Below are 20,603 nucleotides of genomic sequence, written 5' to 3'. Positions count from 1 at the left end.
CAAAAGTGACCATAAGCTCTCCTGAATCAGGAGAGCAGATTACCCCCTGGATCTGATTTCAGGCGTTGGGTGTGGATCACTATTGCACCGTTCGTGACACTTGTTGACTGCCTGTGCGGCATCTGGTATCAAGGTGGCGTGAAGCCGGTTCAGGTTCTCATGCGGAACGTTGGAACCTATATCCCCCCGATACCAAAGGCGAAATGTAAGTGACAAAATGCAATGAACACGTTCTCCGTTAACTGAGGAGCATGGTGATAAATAAAGGTAAATGCAGAAGGTGTAGAGTCTCGCAGATTTCTGACATCATAGAGCCTAACATTAGATGCATAACGCTACAGATTGTAGAATCTCTACAGGTGAAATATACACTGGTTGGCGTTTATGTCGCAAAACATGTCATTCAGGTTCATCTCACCAATAAGGATATGAGTGAAGTGGAGGATAAGTGAGTCTGCTGTCAGAGTTTTCTGGTGTATGTCAGTAACTGCGAACCATGTCTGCTTGATATGGGAGCTTATGGAGGCCCTCTGTACAAGGTTAGGGAGCTAACAAAGCAGGGATAAAAAGTCCGCCTGATGCAGGCACGGTTCGTTAAATCTTTTGCCATTGGTAACAAAATGGTGCGATGAATGTTCAGGCTATCTTTATCTTGATGGTGGTTCAGCTGTTTGGTAAAGAAATCGCTGTAACAATAGAAGAACTGCAGGTAGTACTGGTCCCACATCGTTTGCTCAGTCAACTGGTGAAGTTCCGTAGCGCGTAAATTAATGCTTTGCATGAAACGTTACTGGAGTGGATGAAAGAATACCTGCATATATCATTACTGCGTTGGATTACCAGTACAACAGATTGAATGAACTGGACATGTTGATAGACGGCATTGAAAAGCAGCTTATAAGCATAGTGCGGCAGAGTTAATTGGAGAGCACTTCGCCTTCTGAGTATTAAGTAAGCATGGTGGTACCTGCGGATACTATCTATTCACTGTGCTCGGTCGGCAGCCTTACTGACCAAGGAGTTGGGGGAGTTGATAACAAAGTTGAAAAAACAGCTCTCAACCAAGGTGGTTATTGTAACAATAGCAAATAAGCTGGTGTGACCTGTATCACAATAACCGATTATGGACGTAAATACGACAAAAATATGTCAGTATCAGGCGGTATTAATTGCTGATGCTGATGGACATTAACTCTTAATAAAAGGGTGGATGCTGAAAGGTTGTTATGGTGACGGACGTGATGACGACGGAAAAGAGTATGAGGTTTTGGATTTAAAGTTCGTTCGGGGAATAAGGACCCGGTCAGCTAATTCTCATAGTAGTTCGCATTGCTGGATGCAATACTGTGCTGCAATTACTCGTCGATGTCGGAACAACGGAAGCCTTGCAAACGGGGATGTATTCATACAGGTGTTATGTTATATGGGGTTTTATTGCAGGGGGCTATACCAAGAGAATATATGATATCTCATCAGACTGATGTGAGGGTAAATGAGAATAGAGTAAACGAACAAGGTTGTTTTTTGGCGAGGAAGCAGATGTATGACAATTCTTGTGGAGCTGCCAGTTTACTCTGTGCCGCAAAGGAATTAGGGGTTGATAAAATACCACAATACAAAGGGTCTATGTCCGAAATGACAAGGAAGAGTTCTCTTGATTTGGATAATCGTTGTGAGCGGGATTTATACTTAATAACTAGTGGTAATTATAATCCGAGAATACACAAAGATAATATCGCGGATGCCGGTTATTCTATGCCTGATAAGATAGTCATGGCTACGAGGCTTCTTGGATTGAATGCTTATGTCGTTGAAGAAAGTAACATTTTTTCGCAAGTAATTAGTTTTATTTATCCCGATGCAAGGGACTTATTAATTGGCATGGGATGTAATATAGTACATCAACGAGATGTGTTATCTTCTAACCAAAGAGTTTTGGAAGCTGTTGCTGTATCCTTTATTGGAGTTCCTGTCGGCCTCCACTGGGTGTTGTGTAGACCTGATGGAAGCTATATGGATCCAGCTGTAGGAGAAAATTATTCTTGTTTTTCAACTATGGAATTAGGTGCAAGAAGAAGTAATTCTAACTTTATAGGATATACTAAAATAGGTATTTCCATAGTTATAACTAATGAGGCTTTGTAAATTGTCGTTTTTTATCTGTGAAGGAGCTTGAATATTTTGGGGCGGGGGGCATAACAAATGATATTACTGAGTACAAATTTAGCTATATTGGGCGGATTAGTTGTGTGGGAAGACGAAATGTTTCTCTTGAAATAAGTGAACTCCCTCAAGGAATGATTGAGTGCTTAAATATTTAAGTGCTGGTAAGTTTGAGAAGGCTGGCATATTTTGCAGAGCAAACAGTGATTGACTTGGATGATATTTTTATTTTAGTCACTCGTTGTAATTGGAGTATGCTTTATTTTATTTGAAAATAGATGTATTTTATACCCGCAATTTAAACTGTAAGCCCTATGAGGGGTATGGATATTATAAGTTACTCTTTGACTAAGCATAACTTTTGGGGGTAGAAAAATAAATCTCTTGTTAATAATTAACATGATTTTAAAATCAAACTTGTTTATAATTATAAAATAATGTAAGTCGGTCATTTTATGGGAAGATTAGGAGAATAAAACAGTAATTATATTTGAGAAATCTGCTAATATATTCTTAAAGCTTTTTTGATACTGTGAACGAAGTCTGTTAATGGTGAATTTTTTGTTTATCACCATGTAAAAAAATTGAGTAGTAAAAGCGTTGACTGCTAATCCTCGCTGTTTTTATTGAAACGATTAAAAATACGCTGAATATTTTCGGCCAGTCACTCATCTTCACATAAAATTTTGACCATCATGCCGCATCCCTTAGTTGCACAATTCATTTTCAATGATATGAATATTACTAATTTCACCAGATAATGTTCTCGTGGTCAGCAGGGTATGAGTTTTCACCGTAATTTTAAGGAAACACAGTGCGTGGGGATTGAATAACAGATAGCCGACGGAATTACCCCACCGGCTGAAAGTCAAGTTCAACGAAGATTTTTATTATCTGAATTGGGCAGTTTACATCAGTGTTCGATGTTTATGAAGACGATAGATGGCGAGAAATTATATCCCGAATAGCTTCATCTATTTCTCTCTGAACTGTTTTGTTTATTTTAGATAATGTAAATATTAGAGTTCTGTTTGTTTTATTCTCTTTTCTTTTTATGTAAGTCCGTTTGTCTTTAGAAATAAATAACGAGTCAACTTTTAGCGAAGGGTTTTGCTTTCTGTTTTTGCTTTTCTTTATGATGTTTAAAATTTCTTTTTTATATATGTCCGGGGGCAAATTTGTATCAAGGTCTTTTATTTCTTCCTTTAATATTGGTAGTGTAGAACTAAGAGATTCATTAGCCTTTTCAAGTCCTTTATAATAATTGAATAATATCTTGTAGTCATTAAAGTTAAGTTCTGACGCGATTGGAAATAGAGATATTATTTCCTGAGGAACGCTTGCTGCCTGAAAGGCACGAGTGACTTTCGCGCGAGACAGATTCTCTTTTTTGGCTATGTCTTTATAGGACATCCCTGATACTTTCAGAAAATTAAGACCAATACCAAGTTCTCGGATGCTATGCTCTTTTGCTGTTTGTATATCGTTTGCTAGTTTTCTGGCATCAAGAGTAGATATATATTCTTTTGAATATAGAACTTCAAGATCTGCTCCTGCATATATTGCAGATGCTCTTCTACGAGTGCCATCCAGAATTTCAATTCTACCATCAATCTCCCTTCCTATTACAGGGAAGAATTGTTGTAGCTTTATAGTTTTTATGATATCGGCTAATGATTCTTCTGTTAGGGATTCTTGATCGCGTACATTCGTTTTTTGGTTGACGAAGGTTAAATCTTGGATCCTTTTATGAGGAATCTTAGCTTTGATAAAGGAAACTTTATTACCAGAATGGAGTGTAAACTCTTTCTTTTGGCCTTCCTTTATACTTAACAAGTCGTTGCACAAATCCACCATATCACACCCTGTTTATTCATATTGATTTATATTGACAAAAGTTAAATGCAGTGTGAGCAAGATTGTATGTAACTGTTGATGATAGTCAACGGTAGTCTTAAAAATTACTATTTTAATAGCTGGATTGATGCAATTTATCTTTATTGGATAAAAGAATAATATTCTTGTGGAGCTCTGATGTGAGAGCTCCATAGATGAAAAAATGCTTATCAATTACTATATTGATTTTGTACTATTTTTGACTACAGAAATAAGATCTCCAATAGTAATAATGTGTTCTAATGCAGATTCATCTATACGTAGATTGAACTCAAAACTAATCATATCCAGCATTTCAATCAGAGAAAGAGAATCGGCAGAAAGATCTTCAATAAATTTAGTTTCTTCAGATAGTTTGCTGTACGCTATACCATAGCAAAAGGCCACTATTGATAATATTTTTTCTTTTATCATATTTTAATCCTTATTGATATTCTTTAATACTTTTGATAGGGAAGTGGTTACATCTTTTGCTGCTTTATATATATTATTGTTTTCAGCTGTAATATCATTGTTATTTTTTAAATCAGATATATCATCTGTAAGTAATTCTGCAGAGGTATCGTCAATTTTTGACAATACCTTGCTGAGGGCGCTAGATACTTCTTTTGCCTTTTCATAGATCGCATGATTTTTATCAATTGTATCTGCGTTGGTTTCTGTTACGTAGTTTATTGTATTTGCATCTGTAACTTTTAATTTGTTGTTTATTCTGTGTTCTGTTGTGGATTTTGTAATGTCCTTTGATTTTTCCTGTAACTCTCGTTCTTGTGTTCCTGATTTAGTTCCAATGAGAGATATAAGATTACTTAGGGAGTTTGTTACTTTTTTTGAAGCTTCAAATATCGTTTCCCGTGTTAAATATGTGTCTCCATTTCTTGATAAAAAATCAGTCTGAAGTACTTTTGAATCAGTGTTTGAGTTGAATTTATTGATTTGCGAAGCTACTCTATGAGAAAGAGAAGCGCTACTTTTAGTTGTATCTGATGAGTTATCATTACTGCTTGTCACTCCTTCCGGGTGGAGAGGGGGGGTGGTTGAAGAGTTCTGTATGTTCAGAGGCCTGTGTCCCCGAGAAAGAGAGTTATTTGTAGATCTTTCTTGACTACTCGTAGTTAACAGGTCTGAACCTATTCCATCCGAATTATCTGGAGTATGGTTGAAAACCTTTTCTAAAGCTGAATTATTTGCAAATGTCTGGACAGTATCTGATATAGAGTGTGGTAGAACGGAAGTTACTTTTTGAACTAGTGCTCTTTGTGGATTTAGTAATGAGTTTCCGTTACGGGATAATAGATCGTTTGTCTGAGAAGTAGGAGACTGTGCATCATTTTCTGGGTTCTCGTGATAGCTATTGTCATATACTCTGTTGTCAAAAACTCTATTATCGTAAGTTCTATTATCATTATTTATATGATAGTGAATTACAGGTTGGGATGTTTTCTCATTGGCTCCGGGGGTTGGTCCGCCATCTGGCATATCTTCGGGAGGTGTAGGGAGGCCATCTTGGATAGGATGCGAATCTTTTATATCTTCTAAAATATCATTAAGGACTTTTCTCAACAGCTCAGGAAACACGGCTACTGTATTTAAGTCTCTTGACAGTTTACCTATACCAAATCCTTTACTATCAATAGTATTTTTACGTTGATTGCGCAAACTATCAAAGGCAAGTTTTGCCTGTGCGTCAACTAAATCATCTAGTTTGAGAGATGAAACAGTTTCATTACTTAACTTTAATTCAGCAAGAATATTATTCTTGATAAATGATGATACTTCAGTATTGAGGAGTTTTTGTCCCAATGATAAAGCTTCACCAGATGTGTGTTGTTGTGCTAATAGTGCAAGTCTGTGCTCAATGTTTTGTCGTAATTGATGGAGTTTCTTATTCTTTGCCGACCATGGTCCAAAGGCAGAATCTTGGGATAATTTATCTTTTATAATTAGTTCCGAATACTGTGCGACAATTTTTTGAAGTCCCTTTTCGTTTTCAAAATTAAGACCATTTTGATGTACTAAGGAGTACAAAACATTTGAAAATTCGAGAATCTCGCTTTTGGCATACGCATTCATTGAGTTGGAATAAATGCTTCTTAACACATCTTCTTTCCCTGAGGAAGAAAATAAAAAATCAAGACATTTCTGATTAAAAGACGTTGCAAAGTTTTCTTTTTCAGACACTGATGCTGGTGTTTTTAGAGAAGTTTGCGAACTATGGATATCGGATATTTTGCTTTTTAACTCGCTGTATTCTGTTGATGATGGTGAAGTTGCCTTATATAAGAATGTTGGCGCTTGAGTATTATTTACATTATGCATGGCGCACCTCAGAAATGGAGAAAAAGTTTATCTGTATCTGTACATGAGCTTATTGTACTACTCAAAACCTTTACTAAATTATCAAAAATACTATTGGCATTACTGTATTTTTGAACTAAAGTTTGAAGATTATTTTTCATTGTTTCATCTTCGGCAGAGAATCCGGCATTCCATGCCTGATATTTTGCATTATCTAGCACAACCTCGCCATTTCCACCTAGATTATCTAAGCTTTTTAACATATTGTCTATTGGGGTCATGTTTATATTGACAACATATCCCCCGTTTTTTTCAGATACCTCGCCGATTGTTCCACCTAATTCTGTAAGCCATTTATTTGCTTGTTCCTTACTAACAGTATTATTTGCTGGATATAGCGGTTTATCTTTATATTTTTCCTTGAGCTTTGTCAATTCGTCTTTAAGCGATTTGACTTGTAATTTCACGGAGTTTCCGTCGTTACCTCCGGGAGAGATCCAGCCGGCAAGACTGGAAAGAACAGCGCTAAAATCTTGATACATTTGAGTATATGAACTAACGGCATGTTCATATACTTTCAGATACTGTTCATTAATATTATTGATTGACTTTGCAATTTTATCCCACAGTTCTCTGTGAGATATCATTTCATATCCATCAAGCTCGGCTTCTTTCGGGGCTGAATGTAATAATTCTCTTGCGTCTTTATTAATTGGATATTCTTTCTTGGAAAGAATATCCAATAGTTGAGCGGATTTGTTTACATCCATGCTAATCTGAGATGAATGTAATGCTATTTCTTCTAGCGATGTTTTAGTCAACGTTTTTTGTGAGAGATCTTTCTTTAATGCCTGATTTGTTGTTCTGATATTATGAAGGGTGTCGTTGAGCATAGTAAGGGAACTTACAGGATGAGAACTGGTCGTTGTTTTTATATCAGAATTAACTGTTTCGGTTGATGAACCGTTGGTATTGTTTGGGCTGAATGATGAGGTGGAAATACTATTAGTCAGAGTTGTTATATTCATGGTTATTTCCTTATAGGAAGAGCCATATATTATTATGGCTCTTGGATATATTAAGCTCGAATGTTACCAGCAATCTGACTGGCTGTAGAATTCCTTGATTGGTTGATGTTGTCAATTATATTCAATAATTTTTGTATTAATTGATTTGTCGCTTGGGATGCTTCTTTAGATACTTGGGATGCTTCCTCTGCTTGTTTACTGCTGGCCTGACTGATTAGTTGTTCTTCTTCTTCAAGAGCAGATGTATAACGCCCTCCTGATGTGGATATATTACCAGCAACGGCTGATGTCTCCATTGTTGCACGGCCAATGTTTTGTTTTTGCTGAGCAGAAAGGGTATTGAGCTCGTAAGCTCTTCTCTGGGTGTCAATTTTATCCTGCAAAGAAATATCGGGAGAACTAAGAGAAGTTTTATGTTCAGTTGACAGGGATATATTATCTGGTGCCAGTTTATTTTTACCTAAAATTTTTGTGCTAGAGTTAGTTTGTGGTGAGGTGATATTTGTATCTATTTGTTTATTTAACCCTAATTTAGAACCTGCAAGCTCTTTTTCAAGAGATTGAGCAGTGGCAAGGTTCTTTCTTAAGGCTCCTTTTTGTTCGCTTATCCCTGAATGCGTTTTTTTGGCACCGATACCCGTTATACCTACTTGTGTGACCGCTCCAGTAATGCTTGATGATAGGGCTGCTAGGCCTTGCCGAACAATGTTCTCTGCAGCTGATTTTGTAGCATCGAACGCAATCAATGACAATTGAGAGCCCAATCTAGTTTCTGCAGTGCGGAGAGCAGAAAGTAGAACGGCTACACTAATAATTAAAGAAACAGCATTAGAAGAAAGACTGGAAATATCCAGGGTGTTCTCTGGAGTAATTGTGTGACTCATTTCTGAAAGATCTTTCATCTTTTTGTCAGTAAGGCGAGCAATGATTTCTGAATCATGCTGAACCTGCTCTGATAACTTCAAAAGTTGATCATCATTTAATGTAGTTGTTAATACGGGATTTTTACCGACATTAAGTGGAATATGTGCTGCTAACTGCTGATAATTTTGTGATTTTTGTGTTTCGGAAGAACTTTGAGTTTGTTTTGTGGATATATCTGTATATAAAATCGAGGCTGATTTTGTGTTTTGAATTTCCATAACATTCTCCTTATTTGTATCAAGCAGTAGTTTGTTGCAAAATTGCTTTTGCAACATCAGTTCTATTAGCCTGAGAGTTGGACATTGAGGCTAACAGCTCTGCAATTACTTCCTGCAATTGGCCGAATTTTTCTATTGCGTCACCGATGTATTTTGACAGTTGTTCAACTTGATATTTCGATAATGTCAGGTCTGCTAGATTTTTCGACGCGTTGTTTTGGAAAACAGCAGAAGCGACATTTCCTCCCGCTTGTGTGGCAGAGTTAACACTTTCTCCTAATAAAACTGCTTGGTTTAAATGGGTGGAAATAATTTGTTTGGATATTACTTCATCACCCGCTGCACCAAGAAATTTATTTAATCTGGCAACAGCATTAGTGATTAAATCGTCCAGTTGAGAAGAAAAATTCTTGAGAAACTTTGGTATAAGGTCTGTGAGGGTTTTACCTATTATTTTGCCAATATTCTCTGCAAGTTTTGCTGCTGCCTGTTTACCAACAGTGGCTACGAGAACGACTGCTGCAACCAAGACAAGAGCGCCTGCGATTGCCCCCAGAATAGAGCCAATCATTTTGGCTTTTTTCGAGTCGACGCCCAAGCCTTCGAGCATTTTTGTAAATGCATCTGAAAGGAGTTTGATTAAGGGTTCAATGACTGCTTTCATGATCGGATTCAGGGCTTGTTCCATGAAGGAATTGCCGGTCGCTGCTTGTACTATAGCATCCGTAACCATAAGAGCTAAACCAACAGCTGCCAGTGCTAGAGATGCTCCTCCAGAAAAAGCTGCTGCAACAACACTAACGATAGTTAAAAGTGCCCCAAGTATTTTCCCAACACAACCCATTACTCTGTTGAGTTCTTCTGCTTTACGTACTTCAGCAGCATACTCATCAGATTTTCTCTCCATTTCAGTTTTTCTTGATTCTTGGAGAGACTGGAATAGAGCCAGATCATTTTTTAAAGATTCTTCATTATTTTTTCCAACTAGTTGAATAAAGGTTGCCATCAATTGAGTAACACTGGCAAGTCCGGTTAATGATTTCTGCTGGGTTGATAGCTGTTCAGCAGATGCTGTGTTTGAAAATGCAGAAAAAGAGTCTATTTCTTTTTCGAGTTGCATTGATTTATCTGTAAGTTTGCTATGAATTGACAGGGTTTTCTGCTCAATCAATGTCCTGTCTTTAACTGCTGCGTCTTTTTTGATAGTGAGTTGTATTTCTTCCCGTCTTAATTTTTTATTTTCTGGTGAATCTGGGTCGAGTTCGGATAATCTTGTTTGAATTTGGTTAATTTTATTTTCTAGGTCTTTTATTTTAGAATCTGCGTTTTTTAGTTTATTAATTTGTTTTTCATAGTCTCTGGTTAGTCCTTCAGTTTCAGATAGAAGAGTATTAATTTTATCGGAGAATTCTAGGTTTTTTTGCTGTCTTGCCTGTTGCTGGGACTTCCAGGCAGTAATTTTATTTGTTAATGCAGTTAAAGATTTTTCACCGAGTATTTGAATAAGGTTTCCAATTAAAAGCGTTAGTTGGGAACTTGCATTTAATGACTTTGGTGCTTTAAGTTCAGGGATTAATATATTCGAAGTTGAGTGTGCATTAGTTGTATTAATATTTTTGTTAGCAGTAAGATCAGCAATTGTAAGAGAAAATAATTTGTTAGCTGCATCATTTGCAGCCTGGATAGTATTGTCTCCAAGCTCAGTGGAAGCCAATATTTTGGCAAGAGGCAAACCAGTGTTTGTGGTGCTTACATTATGCATAATAATTACTCCTTGATATCCTGAATTGCGTCTAAGTATGATTGTGCTTTTATTTTTAATTTTTCATCATTGCTGTGTTGAATTACGAGTTCGAAGCACTCTTTGGCTTTCAAGGGGGCTTTCAACCGAAGCTGGCATTGTCCAGTATGGAATACCGGTGTATAGTCATTTTTTCCTAATGCAAAAGCGACAGCATAAAGGTCTGCTGCTTGTTGGAACTGTTCTTTTATCTGATAAATAGCTGCGAGTCCCATAATGTAGTCTACATTGTAAAAGTCGTATATACATAAAAATCTGAAGAAAACTTCAGCTTCCTCTATTCTTCCTTTGTTGTAAAAGTCATAAGCATATGAATAAATGTCATCCATCATATCATCAGGAATTGCATTAATATCTTTCAGTGTAGCGCCAGAGTTAATTGCATCAATTACTGCAGTAGAGATGCTTTCATTTTCAGTGATATTTAAAGACATAAGGTCTCCTTTTTGTCTGCATTACTTTAATAAGTATAAAATTTAATATAAACAGATTTAATTTGTATTGCTTTGACGGTATACAGCCTTTAGAACCTCTGCGCTTATTTCTATTTGTAAAACTTTTGTTGATTCATTAAATATTTTATCGTAGACGGAACTGGATACTAGATTTGTAAGATCCTTCATTTGTGTGTTAAACAAATCCATGTCACTGCTATAACGTTTTAAAATCTTTGCTCTGAGGCCAGATGAGGCAATCTCGTTTAGTGCTGTATGACTGATAGATGTTTGTGCTGATTTTTCATCAAGTTTTATATCCGGGAATTTTTTTTCAATAGCTGCAAATATGTTTTTTTTGTTATCTGAGGTCAAAACAACTCCATTGTGTATGGCCATTTCATCTATACTTCTGTTTATCATTGAAGAGACATAAGAGGTTCGCTCTTGGCTCATCCAACAAAATAGTTGATTCCCCGAATTACTATCTTTTATTTTGTCTATGACGCTGTCCCTGATTTTATTTATATTCACCGGGCATCCAAAATTCTTCTGAGGAAAGCGTTGTTTTAAGTTAAAAACAGATAATATTTTCTTTACAAGCTTATTGTGACTTAACGAATCAAATGATGGGCGAGGAATCGCGAATTCAACCTGTGGAAGTATTTTGTTTAGAATTTGCATGATACCCCCTATATGTTAGTTCACTTCTGAAGTGATGTTTGCAATGGTTAGTTTAATACAAAATAAAAATTCGTACAAAGATTCAATGAGTTCATCAGGTGAAAGATATTTTTTGTAGTGTTTCTTGGTCAAAACACATTGATGAGTATCAGGGAGAAGACAGATAGAAGAACCATAATCTCTACTCAAAGAGTAGTTAAGGATGAGTATGTGTTCTGGATTAATAATATTTTCTGTAAAAAGTTCATGTTCATTAAGAAGTCCGGTCAAAAAGATGTATTCATCATTATCTGTTATACAAACAGGTATTTGTTCTTCGAGCAATATAAAGGCTTGATTTTTATCGTTAAAATCAAGCTTTGCACCTGTTATTTCATAAAGTTTATCATATAGTTTGCGACACATTTCTATGGCCTTCTATATATTAGAATGAGAGTTATTCAATAAAAGCTTATTGACCTGTAATAAGTCGTGAATGTAAAGTTTGGTTCCAAGATCTGGCGATTTAAGAGAATTGTAATAATCAATAGTTTTTATTGACTTTTCGATAATTTCTTCTTTTTTATCTGTTGCTCCGATTTTTAATTCGTTTAATACACGAGACATATTGCTGGGTGCTGATTTTACTAAGTATGAGTGGCAAGCGTTGATGACCGCATCAAAGTCTTCTGAAGATACATTTTCAGTAGGATGTTTGTAAAGTGAAATTGATAAAGGCTTGAATGTTTTTGGGGTGTGGATAAGGTTAATTTTATTGAAACTTTTAAGATAGCTACGTCGTAATTGAGTCAATCTGGAAAGATCAAAATCAGATTCAATATACTTCATTATCTCGTTATAAGACTGATTGAGACTTTCAATGCGTTGCCTAACTTTATTTGCATACGCGTATACATTGTTAGGTGTAGCAACCAATTTAACGTCAGGGAGTGGAAAGTATATTTCAGAATTTCCTGCTTTAAGAACATTAAGTGCCATACCAGCACAGTTTTCAGATTTACTGATTAATTTATAATTTGCCAATTGTCTGAAAGCATCTGCTTTCTTTTGGCATATAAATTTTGACATGTTTGTTTCATCAAGGCCAAAAAGGTTATAGCTGATTTTACCATCCTTTGTTTTATTATCACCTGATAATGGAATGTATACTTTATCAGCACTGACCCCCCAATAACCATAGGGGTCTTTTTTTTGATTAGCTCTGGGAAAAAATATTTTTTTGTTGTTATTTTGATCTTGTTTTGAATTTAATAAGTTTCTAACCTCTTGGCCTGCATCAAGTCTTTCGGCTGTTTGGTCTGAAATCATATTTAGTTTGTCTTGTTTATAGGTATCGACACTGTAACCTGAGCGTTTTTCAAAAAGGTAGTTTATTTCTGTATCTTTTGTAACATTCCCGCCGGGATACCAGCTGAGATAGGTATGAGTTGGTTCCTGTAGTAAATTGTTTTTTATACTGATACTGGTATGCCCTAAATGGGTTATGCCTCTATTTCCCCAGCAACGAAACACTAAATGTCTTTCAAGATTTTTGGCTGTACCGATGCCATGAAAACTCTCTGCGGTATTCAACATTAATTTGATGTCTTTACCTGTAAAAGAATGTTGAATTGAATTTTTGACTGCTTCATAGGCGGCAAACGCACTTTCTGCAGATTTTTCGCTAGCTAATGTCTTGAGGAAAAGCAATAAGGATTTTTGATTCGCTAGTCGATAATTTTTTAGTTGTTCATTTAATATCTGTGAATTTATCTTTGCATTAATAGTGCTTAATGTTCTGAAAAAGAGATCCTTTAGGTTGAATTTCTGTGCTACCAATATAGGTCCATGCTCTGTATCTTCAACGCGTATAGGCCCTTTTGTATTGCTTGCGTCAATGAAATTGCTAATTTTGAGAATCATACTTTATTAACTCTCCATTACGTGGTGATTGTGGGGATGTAAAATGTATTTGATATATAATATATTCAATTAATAAATTTAGAAACTTGAGCCTGTTAACATAATCAAATTTTCTTTTGCTGTATATAATATGTACCTCGTGAGCATATGTAGTGCTGGTTTCATCATGAAATCCCACAAGTTAAAGTGTCTGATATATCAGGCTCGGAGTGTTATAGAAAAAGAGAGAACCCTGTTGAATAAGTATCTTTTTTGTTGTAAAACGAGGTACAAAACTGCAATCAATGCCCCATTTATGACTGAGGATAATTAAATGCACATAACTAATTTGGGATTGCATCAGGTTTCATTTCAAAGCGGAGATTCCTATAAAGGCGCAGAAGAAACCGGAAACCAAAAAGGTGTAAGCGTGATTTCATATCAAAGAGTTAAAAATGGAGAGAGAAATAAGGGGGTCGAAGCGCTTAATCGATTATATTTACAGAACCAAACAAGCTTAACAGGGAAAGGCCTTTTGTTTGCGCGTGACAGAGCTGCAGTTTTTTACGAGGCAATAAAGTTGGCAGGTGGTGATACGTCAAAAATTAAAGCCATGATGGAACAATTAGATACCTATAAACTTGGTGAAGTTGATAAAAGAAATATTAATGAGCTTAATAAAGTAATAAGTGAAGAGATAGGAGCACAGCTAGGCATTAAAAATAAAAAGGAATTGCAATCGGAAATAAAACAAATATTTACTAATTATTTAAATAATAAGAATTGGGAACCGATCAACAAAAATATTAATTATCATGGGAAAAATTATGGTTTTCAATTAACACCCGCCTCTCATATGAAGATAGGGAATAAAAATATATTTGTCAAAGAGTATAATGGAAAAGGAATTTGTTGTGCTTCTACGAGAGAGAGTGAGCATATTGCGAATATGTGGCTTTCAAAAGTGGTGGATGACGAGGGGAAGGAAATTTTTTCGGGTATCAGACATGGAGTTATATCAGCCTATGGATTGAAAAAAAACTCATCTGAAAGAGCTGTTGCAGCTCGTAATAAAGCTGAGGAGTTAGCAAGCGCAGCATTATATAGCAGACAAGAATTATTATCACAGGCTTTGTCTGGTAAAACAGTAGATTTAAAGATTGTTTCGACTTCTCTTCTGACGCCGACCAGTTTAACTGGGGGAGAGGAGAGTATGTTAAAAGATCAGGTAAAGGCATTAAAAGGGTTAAACTCTAAAAGGGGGGAACCAACGAAATTATTAATTCGGAATAGTGATGGTCTTCTGCAAGAAGTAAAGGTTAATCTAAAAGTGGTGACATTTAACTTTGGTGTAAATGAATTAGCGCTAAAAATGGGCTTAGGCTGGAGGAATGTTGACAAGCTTAATGGTGAATCAATATGTTCTTTGTTGGGGGATAATTTCCTCAAAAATGGTGTGATTGGAGGTTGGGCTGCAGAAGCTATAGAAAAAAATCCACCATGTAAGAATGATGTGATATATCTGGCTAACCAGATAAAAGAGATTGTAAACAAGAAGTTACAAAAAAATGATAATGGAGAGCCGTATAAATTGTCACAAAGAATGGCTCTATTGGCTTATACTATAGGTGCTGTACCTTGCTGGAATTGTAAGAGTGGGAAGGACAGAACAGGTATGCAGGATGCTGAAATTAAAAGAGAAATAATAAGAAAACATGAAACAGGGCAGTTTTCTCAATTAAATAGTAAATTATCCTCAGAAGAGAAAAGATTATTTTCTACTATTCTAATGAATAGTGGTAATATGGAAATCCAAGAGATGAATACTGGTGTGCCTGGAAATAAAGTTATGAAAAAATTACCGCTATCTTCGTTAGAGCTGTCTTATGCTGAAAGAATAGGGGACCCCAAAATATGGAATATGGTGAAAGGGTATTCGTCATTTGTATAAGAGGAATATATGGAAGATTTAGCAGATGTTATTTGCCGAGCCTTGGGTATCCCTTCAATTGATACCGATGATCAAGCAATCATGCTTGATGATGATGTGTTAATATATATTGAAAAAGAAGGAGATTCAATAAATTTATTATGCCCTTTTTGTGCATTGCCTGAAAATATAAATGATCTTATATATGCGTTGAGCCTAAATTACTCAGAAAAGATATGTTTAGCTACTGATGATGAAGGTGGAAGTCTAATTGCGCGATTAGATCTTACCGGGATAAATGAATTCGAGGATATATATGTTAATACAGAATATTATATTTCGCGTGTGCGTTGGCTGAAGGATGAATTTGCGCGAAGAATGAAGGGGTATTAATGTCCCGTTTCGTATTTATTTTTCTGTGTTTTATCCCATATTTAGGGAGAGCTGATTGTTGGGATAAGGCTGGTGAAAGGTACAACATTCCATCGAGTTTGTTAAAAGCGATTGCGGAAAAAGAATCCGGATTTAATAAATTTGCAGTCAATGTTAATAACAATGGAAGTAAAGATTATGGTATAATGCAAATAAATGACTTTCATTCTAAAAGACTTAGAGAAATGGGATATACTGAGGAAATGCTAATTAGTCATCCATGTCTTTCTGTACATTATGCAGCAAAGTTATTAAATGAGTTTATGCTGATGTATGGAAGAGGGTGGGAGGCTGTTGGTGCCTATAATGCAGGAACATCTCCGAAAAAGAAAAAAGAAAGATTAAAGTACGCAGAGGATATCTATAAACGCTATTTGCGGATAGCAGCAGAGAGCAAGCAGAATAATCGAAGGATATAAGAGGATTTATGTCTGAGGCAAAGAACTCAAATCTTGCACCATTCAGGTTATTAGTGAAACTCACAAACGGTGTCGGGGATGAGTTTCCGTTATATTATGGGAATAACTTAATTGTTCTCGGACGGACGATAGAAACACTTGAGTTTGGAAACGATAATTTCCCAGAAAATATTATTCCAGTAACAGATAGTAAATCGGATGGTATAATTTATTTGGCCATAAGTAAAGATAATATCTGTCAATTTAGTGATGAAAAAGGTGAACAAATTGATATCAATTCACAATTTAACTCATTTGAATATGACGGAGTTTCTTTTCAACTTAAAAATATGATGGAGGATAAATCGAGAGTTCATATACTAAACGGAATGTATAATAAACCCTCGGTGTTTTTTTTCTTTGCTGTTATTGTTGTGTTAATTATAATTTTTTCCCTCTCTTTAAAGAAAGATGAAGTAAAAGAAATTGCTGAAATTATAGATGATAAGAGATATGGAATAGTCAACACAGAACAGTGCAATTATATTCTTGCCGAAACACAAAATGATGCGGTATGGGCATCTGTAGCCTTAAATAAAACCGGATTTACCAAATGCAGATATATTCTGGTGTCCAACAAAGAAATAAATAGAATTCAACAATATATCAATCAACGATTCCCATATATCAATTTGTATGTGTTGAATTTAGTGAGTGATAAAGCGGAATTACTGGTATTTTTAAGTAAAGAAAGAAATAGTTCAAAAGATACCGAACTTGAGAAATTGAAAAATGCTCTGATAGTTGAATTTCCGTATATCAAAAATATTAAATTCAACTATCTTAGCGATCATAATGCAAGGGAGGATGCTAAAGGTATTTTCACAAAGGTAAATGTCCAGTATAAAGAGATTTGTGAAACTAATAAAGTTACATATTCTGTCAGAGAAGAACTGACAGATGAAAAGCTTGAGCTCATTAATAGACTGATTTCTGATTATAAAAATGTATATGGAGATCAGTATATTGAGTTTTCTGTACTTTTGATAGATGATGATTTTAAAGGTAAATCATATCTTAACAGCAAAGACAGTTATGTAATGTTGAATGATAAACACTGGTTTTTTTTAGATAAAAATAAGTGAGGATAAAATGAGTGTTACAGTACCGAATAAAGATTGGACTCTGAGTTCATTATCTGAAACTTTTGATGATGGAACTCAAACATTACAAAGGCAACTAACATCGGCACTAAATGCATTAGCTGAAAATCCTTCGAATCCACAGTTGCTGGCTGAATACCAAAGTAAATTATCTGAATATACATTATATAGGAACGCGCAATCTAATACTGTGAAAGTGATTAAGGATGTTGATGCTGCAATTATTCAAAACTTCAGATAATAGGGAGCATTCATGAATTACATTTATCCAGTCAATCAGGTTGATATTATCAAAGCCAGTGATTTTCAATCTCAAGAGATATCAAGCCTGGAAGACGTCGTGTCGGCTAAATATAGTGATATTAAGATGGATACAGATATTCAAGTATCACAAATAATGGAGATGGTAAGCAATCCAGAATCATTAAACCCAGAATCTTTGGCCAAGTTACAGACGACGCTCTCAAATTATTCAATAGGAGTATCATTAGCTGGCACGTTAGCAAGAAAAACAGTTTCGGCTGTTGAAACTTTATTAAAGTCTTAATTTATATGATTAGGTATAAAGGTTTTATTTTATTCTTGTTGCTGATGTTGATTGGATGTGAGCAACGTGAAGAGTTAATTTCTAATTTATCTCAAAGACAGGCAAATGAAATAATATCTGTGCTAGAACGCCATAATATTACTGCTAGAAAAGTTGATGGAGGTAAACAGGGGATCTCGGTACAAGTCGAAAAGGGGACATTTGCATCGGCAGTTGATTTGATGCGCATGTACGATTTGCCAAATCCGGAGAGAGTTGATATCTCACAAATGTTTCCTACAGATTCATTAGTGTCTTCTCCAAGAGCTGAAAAGGCCCGTTTATATAGTGCTATTGAGCAACGGCTGGAACAGTCTTTAGTTTCTATTGGTGGTGTTATTTCGGCAAAAATACATGTTAGCTATGATCTTGAAGAAAAAAATATATCTTCAAAACCGATGCATATATCAGTAATCGCTATATATGACTCACCGAAAGAGTCTGAACTATTAGTTAGTAATATTAAGCGATTTTTGAAAAACACCTTTTCTGATGTTAAGTATGAAAATATATCTGTCATATTAACTCCGAAAGAAGAATATGTTTATACAAATGTACAACCTGTTAAGGAAATTAAATCGGAATTTTTAACAAATGAAGTAATATATGTATTTCTCGGGATGGCTGTACTAGTTGTCATTCTTTTGGTATGGGCATTCAAAACAGGGTGGTTCAAGAGAAACAAAATATGATAAGAATGGATGGAATTTATAAAAAATATCTTTCAATAATTTTTGATCCAGCGTTCTATATAAATAGAAATCGGTTGAATTTGCCTTCTGAACTGTTAGAAAATGGCGTAATCAGAAGTGAGATTAATAATCTCATAATTAATAAATATGATCTAAATTGCGATATTGAACCTTTAAGCGGGGTAACCGCTATGTTTGTTGCCAACTGGAATTTACTTCCAGCTGTTGCTTATTTTATCGGTAGTCAAGAGTCTCGGTTAATTAATCATAGTGAGATGGTTATTAGTTATTATGGGGGCAAAATCAGTAAGCAAGGGGAGGCCGCTATTCGAAGTGGTTTTTGGCATCTTATTGCGTGGAAGGAAAATATATCTGTTGGTATATATGAAAGAATAAACTTATTATTTAATCCAATTGCTTTGGAGGGAAATTATACGCCTGTAGAAAGAAATTTGTCCCGATTAAATGAAGGTATGCAATATGCAAAAAGGCACTTTACCGGTATCCAGACATCATGCCTATGATGGTGTTGTTATAAAGAGAATTGAAAAGGAATTATGTAAAACCATAAAAGATAGAGACACTGAGAGTAAGAAGAAAGCAATTTGTATTATAAAGGATGCTACGAAAAAAGCTGAATCACTGCGTATAGATGCTGTATGCGATGGTTATCAAATTGGTATACAGACTGCTTTTGAGCATATTATTGACTATATTTGTGAATGGAAGTTAAAGCAAAATGAAAACAGAAGAAATATTGAGGACTATATAACTAGTTTGCTTTCAGAAAATTTACATGATGAGAGGATCATTAGCACTTTATTGGAGCAGTGGCTTAGTTCGTTGCGTAATACAGTAACAGAATTAAAAGTGGTTTTGCCCAAGTGTAATTTAGCACTGAGGAAAAAGTTAGAACTTGATCTCCATAAATATCGCTCAGATGTCAAGATTATTTTAAAATATTCTGAAGGGAATAATTATATATTCTGTAGTGGTAATCAAGTAGTGGAGTTTAGTCCTCAGGATGTAATATCAGGTGTTAAAATAGAACTTGCGGAAAAATTAACAAAAAATGATAAAAAATATTTCAAAGAGTTAGCACATGAGAAACTGAGACAAATTGCAGAAGACTTGTTAAAAGAGAATCCTGTTAATGATTAATCAAATAAATGCAAGCAATGCTCTGCAGCAAAGATTAAATAGTGAAGAATTTGTTAATTTAAATGAGAGATTATCATCTTCGCAATCATTTGATGAGGATATAATCTATGAAATAATGCAATATTTCTCACAGAGTGAATTAAATTCCATAGATAATGATGAACTGCACAATAAGATTGAACAATTATTCAATTCACGTTTTCCTTATCTTACAGCTGCACAAAAAAGTTCACTTCTTAATAAACTCATAGATGCAAATCAATATGTCGATTTGCATGAGGGATTTTATGCATCATTGTCCATATATAACAATATTGATTTCTATATTAAGACTACAACCTTCGATTCATTAATTAGTGTCTTTGAAGCAGGGAGAGAGGCAGATGATTCGACATGGTAGTAATAAGTTGAAAATATTTATTTTAAGTATATTGCTATTAACACTGAGTGGGTGTGCTTTAAAGTCATCATCTAATTCTGAAAAAGAATGGCATATTGTTCCTGTAAGTAAGGATTATTTTTCTATTCCAAATGATTTATTATGGTCGTTTAATACAACCAATAAAAGTATAAATGTTTACTCTAAATGTATTAGTGGTAAGGCGGTTTATAGTTTTAATGCAGGTAAATTCATGGGCAACTTTAATGTTAAGGAAGTAGATGGATGCTTCATGGATGCACAAAAGATAGCTATAGATAAACTATTTTCTATGCTGAAAGACGGGGTTGTTTTAAAAGGTAATAAGATAAATGATACCATCCTTATAGAGAAGGATGGGGAAGTTAAATTAAAATTAATTCGAGGGATATAATTGTATTGTGAGTAAATATAAAGGTCTAAATACAAGTAATATGTTTTACATTTACTCTAGTGGACATGAACCAGTTAACGTTGAGCTTGTAAAAGATAAAGA

The 20,603-nt window shown here is 35.0% G+C and carries 22 protein-coding genes and 1 pseudogene; 13 read left to right on the top strand and 10 right to left on the bottom strand.

Going from position 1 to position 20,603, the window contains the following annotated elements; all coding sequences use genetic code 11:
• Positions 1–359: 359 nt before the first annotated feature.
• Together BFF42_RS27675 and ipaJ are read left to right on the top strand one after the other, a co-directional pair.
• Positions 360–1,169 (top strand): annotated as a pseudogene (locus BFF42_RS27675) (transposase).
• 196 nt (positions 1,170–1,365) lie between these two features.
• Positions 1,366–2,145: a type III secretion system effector cysteine protease IpaJ gene (gene ipaJ / locus BFF42_RS10560; protein ID WP_005059304.1), complete on the top strand. Its 780-nt coding sequence runs from the start codon at positions 1,366–1,368 to the stop codon at positions 2,143–2,145.
• A gap of 945 nt (positions 2,146–3,090) precedes the next feature.
• Here the strand turns inward: ipaJ and virB are convergent.
• The 10 genes from virB to icsB form a co-directional block, all read right to left on the bottom strand.
• The gene (virB, locus tag BFF42_RS10555) at positions 3,091–4,020 is read right to left on the bottom strand and encodes a virulence regulon transcriptional activator VirB (RefSeq protein ID WP_000227976.1); all 930 of its coding nucleotides are present in this window, start codon (positions 4,018–4,020) and stop codon (positions 3,091–3,093) included.
• Positions 4,021–4,236: 216 nt separating this feature from the next.
• On the bottom strand, positions 4,237–4,473 hold the full coding sequence (locus BFF42_RS10550) for a phosphopantetheine-binding protein (RefSeq protein ID WP_000588812.1): 237 nt from the start codon (positions 4,471–4,473) through the stop codon (positions 4,237–4,239).
• Positions 4,474–4,476: 3 nt separating this feature from the next.
• Entirely contained in the window at positions 4,477–6,378 is a 1,902-nt protein-coding gene (gene ipaA / locus BFF42_RS10545; protein WP_012421748.1) for a T3SS effector invasin IpaA, read from the bottom strand.
• An 8-nt stretch (positions 6,379–6,386) separates the two neighbouring features.
• Entirely contained in the window at positions 6,387–7,385 is a 999-nt protein-coding gene (ipaD, locus tag BFF42_RS10540; RefSeq protein WP_001028030.1) for a type III secretion system needle tip complex protein IpaD, read from the bottom strand.
• A gap of 50 nt (positions 7,386–7,435) precedes the next feature.
• A complete protein-coding gene (ipaC, locus tag BFF42_RS10535; RefSeq protein WP_073692773.1) occupies positions 7,436–8,584 on the bottom strand; it encodes a T3SS translocon subunit IpaC in 1,149 nt (382 codons plus the stop codon).
• Positions 8,547–10,289 (bottom strand): type III secretion system translocon subunit IpaB, encoded by a 1,743-nt coding sequence (gene ipaB / locus BFF42_RS10530; protein WP_039059957.1) that lies wholly within the window; start codon positions 10,287–10,289, stop codon positions 8,547–8,549. Before ipaB ends, ipaC begins: the two co-directional genes overlap by 38 nt.
• A gap of 5 nt (positions 10,290–10,294) precedes the next feature.
• The gene (gene ipgC, locus BFF42_RS10525) at positions 10,295–10,762 is read right to left on the bottom strand and encodes a SycD/LcrH family type III secretion system chaperone IpgC (protein ID WP_000055835.1); all 468 of its coding nucleotides are present in this window, start codon (positions 10,760–10,762) and stop codon (positions 10,295–10,297) included.
• A 57-nt stretch (positions 10,763–10,819) separates the two neighbouring features.
• On the bottom strand, positions 10,820–11,446 hold the full coding sequence (gene ipgB1, locus BFF42_RS10520) for a type III secretion effector IpgB1 (RefSeq protein WP_001166515.1): 627 nt from the start codon (positions 11,444–11,446) through the stop codon (positions 10,820–10,822).
• Between the two features lie 15 nt (positions 11,447–11,461).
• Positions 11,462–11,851, bottom strand: coding sequence for a type III secretion system chaperone IpgA (gene ipgA, locus BFF42_RS10515; RefSeq protein ID WP_010921664.1), 390 nt, complete (start codon positions 11,849–11,851; stop codon positions 11,462–11,464).
• 12 nt (positions 11,852–11,863) lie between these two features.
• A complete protein-coding gene (gene icsB, locus BFF42_RS10510; RefSeq protein WP_039058913.1) occupies positions 11,864–13,348 on the bottom strand; it encodes a type III secretion system effector IcsB in 1,485 nt (494 codons plus the stop codon).
• Positions 13,349–13,661: 313 nt separating this feature from the next.
• On the opposite strand from icsB, the gene BFF42_RS10505 reads away from it, so the two are divergent.
• From BFF42_RS10505 to mxiM (BFF42_RS10455), 11 genes are read left to right on the top strand one after another with little or no spacing between them, the layout of a single operon-like run.
• Positions 13,662–15,278 carry a type III secretion system effector inositol phosphate phosphatase gene (locus BFF42_RS10505; protein WP_000548328.1) on the top strand — a complete coding sequence of 539 codons (1,617 nt, stop codon included), beginning with the start codon at positions 13,662–13,664 and terminating at the stop codon, positions 15,276–15,278.
• Between the two features lie 9 nt (positions 15,279–15,287).
• Positions 15,288–15,650 carry a type III secretion system chaperone IpgE gene (gene ipgE / locus BFF42_RS10500; RefSeq protein WP_000389733.1) on the top strand — a complete coding sequence of 121 codons (363 nt, stop codon included), beginning with the start codon at positions 15,288–15,290 and terminating at the stop codon, positions 15,648–15,650.
• Positions 15,650–16,108, top strand: a complete 459-nt coding sequence (gene ipgF / locus BFF42_RS10495; RefSeq protein WP_000086106.1) for a type III secretion system lytic transglycosylase IpgF — start codon at positions 15,650–15,652, stop codon at positions 16,106–16,108. The genes ipgE and ipgF overlap by 1 nt, the downstream gene beginning before the upstream one ends.
• An 8-nt stretch (positions 16,109–16,116) precedes the next feature.
• Complete coding sequence (gene mxiG, locus BFF42_RS10490) at positions 16,117–17,232, top strand: type III secretion system protein MxiG (protein WP_001287350.1); 1,116 nt, start codon at positions 16,117–16,119, stop codon at positions 17,230–17,232.
• Positions 17,233–17,239: 7 nt separating this feature from the next.
• Positions 17,240–17,491 carry a type III secretion system needle complex protein gene (locus BFF42_RS10485; RefSeq protein ID WP_012421721.1) on the top strand — a complete coding sequence of 84 codons (252 nt, stop codon included), beginning with the start codon at positions 17,240–17,242 and terminating at the stop codon, positions 17,489–17,491.
• Positions 17,492–17,503: 12 nt separating this feature from the next.
• Positions 17,504–17,797: a type III secretion system inner rod protein MxiI gene (mxiI, locus tag BFF42_RS10480; RefSeq protein ID WP_001106823.1), complete on the top strand. Its 294-nt coding sequence runs from the start codon at positions 17,504–17,506 to the stop codon at positions 17,795–17,797.
• Positions 17,798–17,802: 5 nt separating this feature from the next.
• Positions 17,803–18,528 (top strand): SctJ family type III secretion inner membrane ring lipoprotein Mxi, encoded by a 726-nt coding sequence (gene mxiJ / locus BFF42_RS10475; RefSeq protein ID WP_000621941.1) that lies wholly within the window; start codon positions 17,803–17,805, stop codon positions 18,526–18,528.
• A complete protein-coding gene (locus BFF42_RS10470; RefSeq protein ID WP_000620627.1) occupies positions 18,525–19,052 on the top strand; it encodes a type III secretion apparatus protein OrgA/MxiK in 528 nt (175 codons plus the stop codon). Before mxiJ ends, BFF42_RS10470 begins: the two co-directional genes overlap by 4 nt.
• Positions 18,994–19,689, top strand: a complete 696-nt coding sequence (mxiN, locus tag BFF42_RS10465; RefSeq protein ID WP_039058916.1) for an Mxi-Spa type III secretion system linker protein MxiN — start codon at positions 18,994–18,996, stop codon at positions 19,687–19,689. The genes BFF42_RS10470 and mxiN overlap by 59 nt, the downstream gene beginning before the upstream one ends.
• Positions 19,682–20,089 (top strand): type III secretion system protein MxiM, encoded by a 408-nt coding sequence (mxiM, locus tag BFF42_RS10460; protein ID WP_000609862.1) that lies wholly within the window; start codon positions 19,682–19,684, stop codon positions 20,087–20,089. The genes mxiN and mxiM (BFF42_RS10460) overlap by 8 nt, the downstream gene beginning before the upstream one ends.
• A complete protein-coding gene (gene mxiM / locus BFF42_RS10455; protein ID WP_001346200.1) occupies positions 20,073–20,501 on the top strand; it encodes a type III secretion system pilotin MxiM in 429 nt (142 codons plus the stop codon). Before mxiM (BFF42_RS10460) ends, mxiM (BFF42_RS10455) begins: the two co-directional genes overlap by 17 nt.
• Positions 20,502–20,603: the final 102 nt, after the last annotated feature.

The sequence above is a fragment of the Shigella sp. FC1661 genome (genome assembly GCF_001712525.1).
Classification (GTDB): Bacteria; Pseudomonadota; Gammaproteobacteria; order Enterobacterales; family Enterobacteriaceae; genus Escherichia; species Escherichia coli.
The sequence above is the reverse complement of the archived record's forward strand: the minus strand, read 5'-3'. Positions and strand labels throughout refer to the sequence as shown.

Coding starts and splice junctions, on each gene's coding strand:
- ipaJ (WP_005059304.1), top strand. CDS start 1,366: ATGTCGGAACAACGGAAGCCTTGCAAACGGGGATGTATTCATACAGGT.
- virB (WP_000227976.1), bottom strand. CDS start 4,020: ATGGTGGATTTGTGCAACGACTTGTTAAGTATAAAGGAAGGCCAAAAG.
- BFF42_RS10550 (WP_000588812.1), bottom strand. CDS start 4,473: ATGATAAAAGAAAAAATATTATCAATAGTGGCCTTTTGCTATGGTATA.
- ipaA (WP_012421748.1), bottom strand. CDS start 6,378: ATGCATAATGTAAATAATACTCAAGCGCCAACATTCTTATATAAGGCA.
- ipaD (WP_001028030.1), bottom strand. CDS start 7,385: ATGAATATAACAACTCTGACTAATAGTATTTCCACCTCATCATTCAGC.
- ipaC (WP_073692773.1), bottom strand. CDS start 8,584: ATGTTGCAAAAGCAATTTTGCAACAAACTACTGCTTGATACAAATAAG.
- ipaB (WP_039059957.1), bottom strand. CDS start 10,289: ATGCATAATGTAAGCACCACAAACACTGGTTTGCCTCTTGCCAAAATA.
- ipgC (WP_000055835.1), bottom strand. CDS start 10,762: ATGTCTTTAAATATCACTGAAAATGAAAGCATCTCTACTGCAGTAATT.
- ipgB1 (WP_001166515.1), bottom strand. CDS start 11,446: ATGCAAATTCTAAACAAAATACTTCCACAGGTTGAATTCGCGATTCCT.
- ipgA (WP_010921664.1), bottom strand. CDS start 11,851: ATGTGTCGCAAACTATATGATAAACTTTATGAAATAACAGGTGCAAAG.
- icsB (WP_039058913.1), bottom strand. CDS start 13,348: ATGATTCTCAAAATTAGCAATTTCATTGACGCAAGCAATACAAAAGGG.
- BFF42_RS10505 (WP_000548328.1), top strand. CDS start 13,662: ATGCACATAACTAATTTGGGATTGCATCAGGTTTCATTTCAAAGCGGA.
- ipgE (WP_000389733.1), top strand. CDS start 15,288: ATGGAAGATTTAGCAGATGTTATTTGCCGAGCCTTGGGTATCCCTTCA.
- ipgF (WP_000086106.1), top strand. CDS start 15,650: ATGTCCCGTTTCGTATTTATTTTTCTGTGTTTTATCCCATATTTAGGG.
- mxiG (WP_001287350.1), top strand. CDS start 16,117: ATGTCTGAGGCAAAGAACTCAAATCTTGCACCATTCAGGTTATTAGTG.
- BFF42_RS10485 (WP_012421721.1), top strand. CDS start 17,240: ATGAGTGTTACAGTACCGAATAAAGATTGGACTCTGAGTTCATTATCT.
- mxiI (WP_001106823.1), top strand. CDS start 17,504: ATGAATTACATTTATCCAGTCAATCAGGTTGATATTATCAAAGCCAGT.
- mxiJ (WP_000621941.1), top strand. CDS start 17,803: ATGATTAGGTATAAAGGTTTTATTTTATTCTTGTTGCTGATGTTGATT.
- BFF42_RS10470 (WP_000620627.1), top strand. CDS start 18,525: ATGATAAGAATGGATGGAATTTATAAAAAATATCTTTCAATAATTTTT.
- mxiN (WP_039058916.1), top strand. CDS start 18,994: ATGAAGGTATGCAATATGCAAAAAGGCACTTTACCGGTATCCAGACAT.
- mxiM (WP_000609862.1), top strand. CDS start 19,682: ATGATTAATCAAATAAATGCAAGCAATGCTCTGCAGCAAAGATTAAAT.
- mxiM (WP_001346200.1), top strand. CDS start 20,073: ATGATTCGACATGGTAGTAATAAGTTGAAAATATTTATTTTAAGTATA.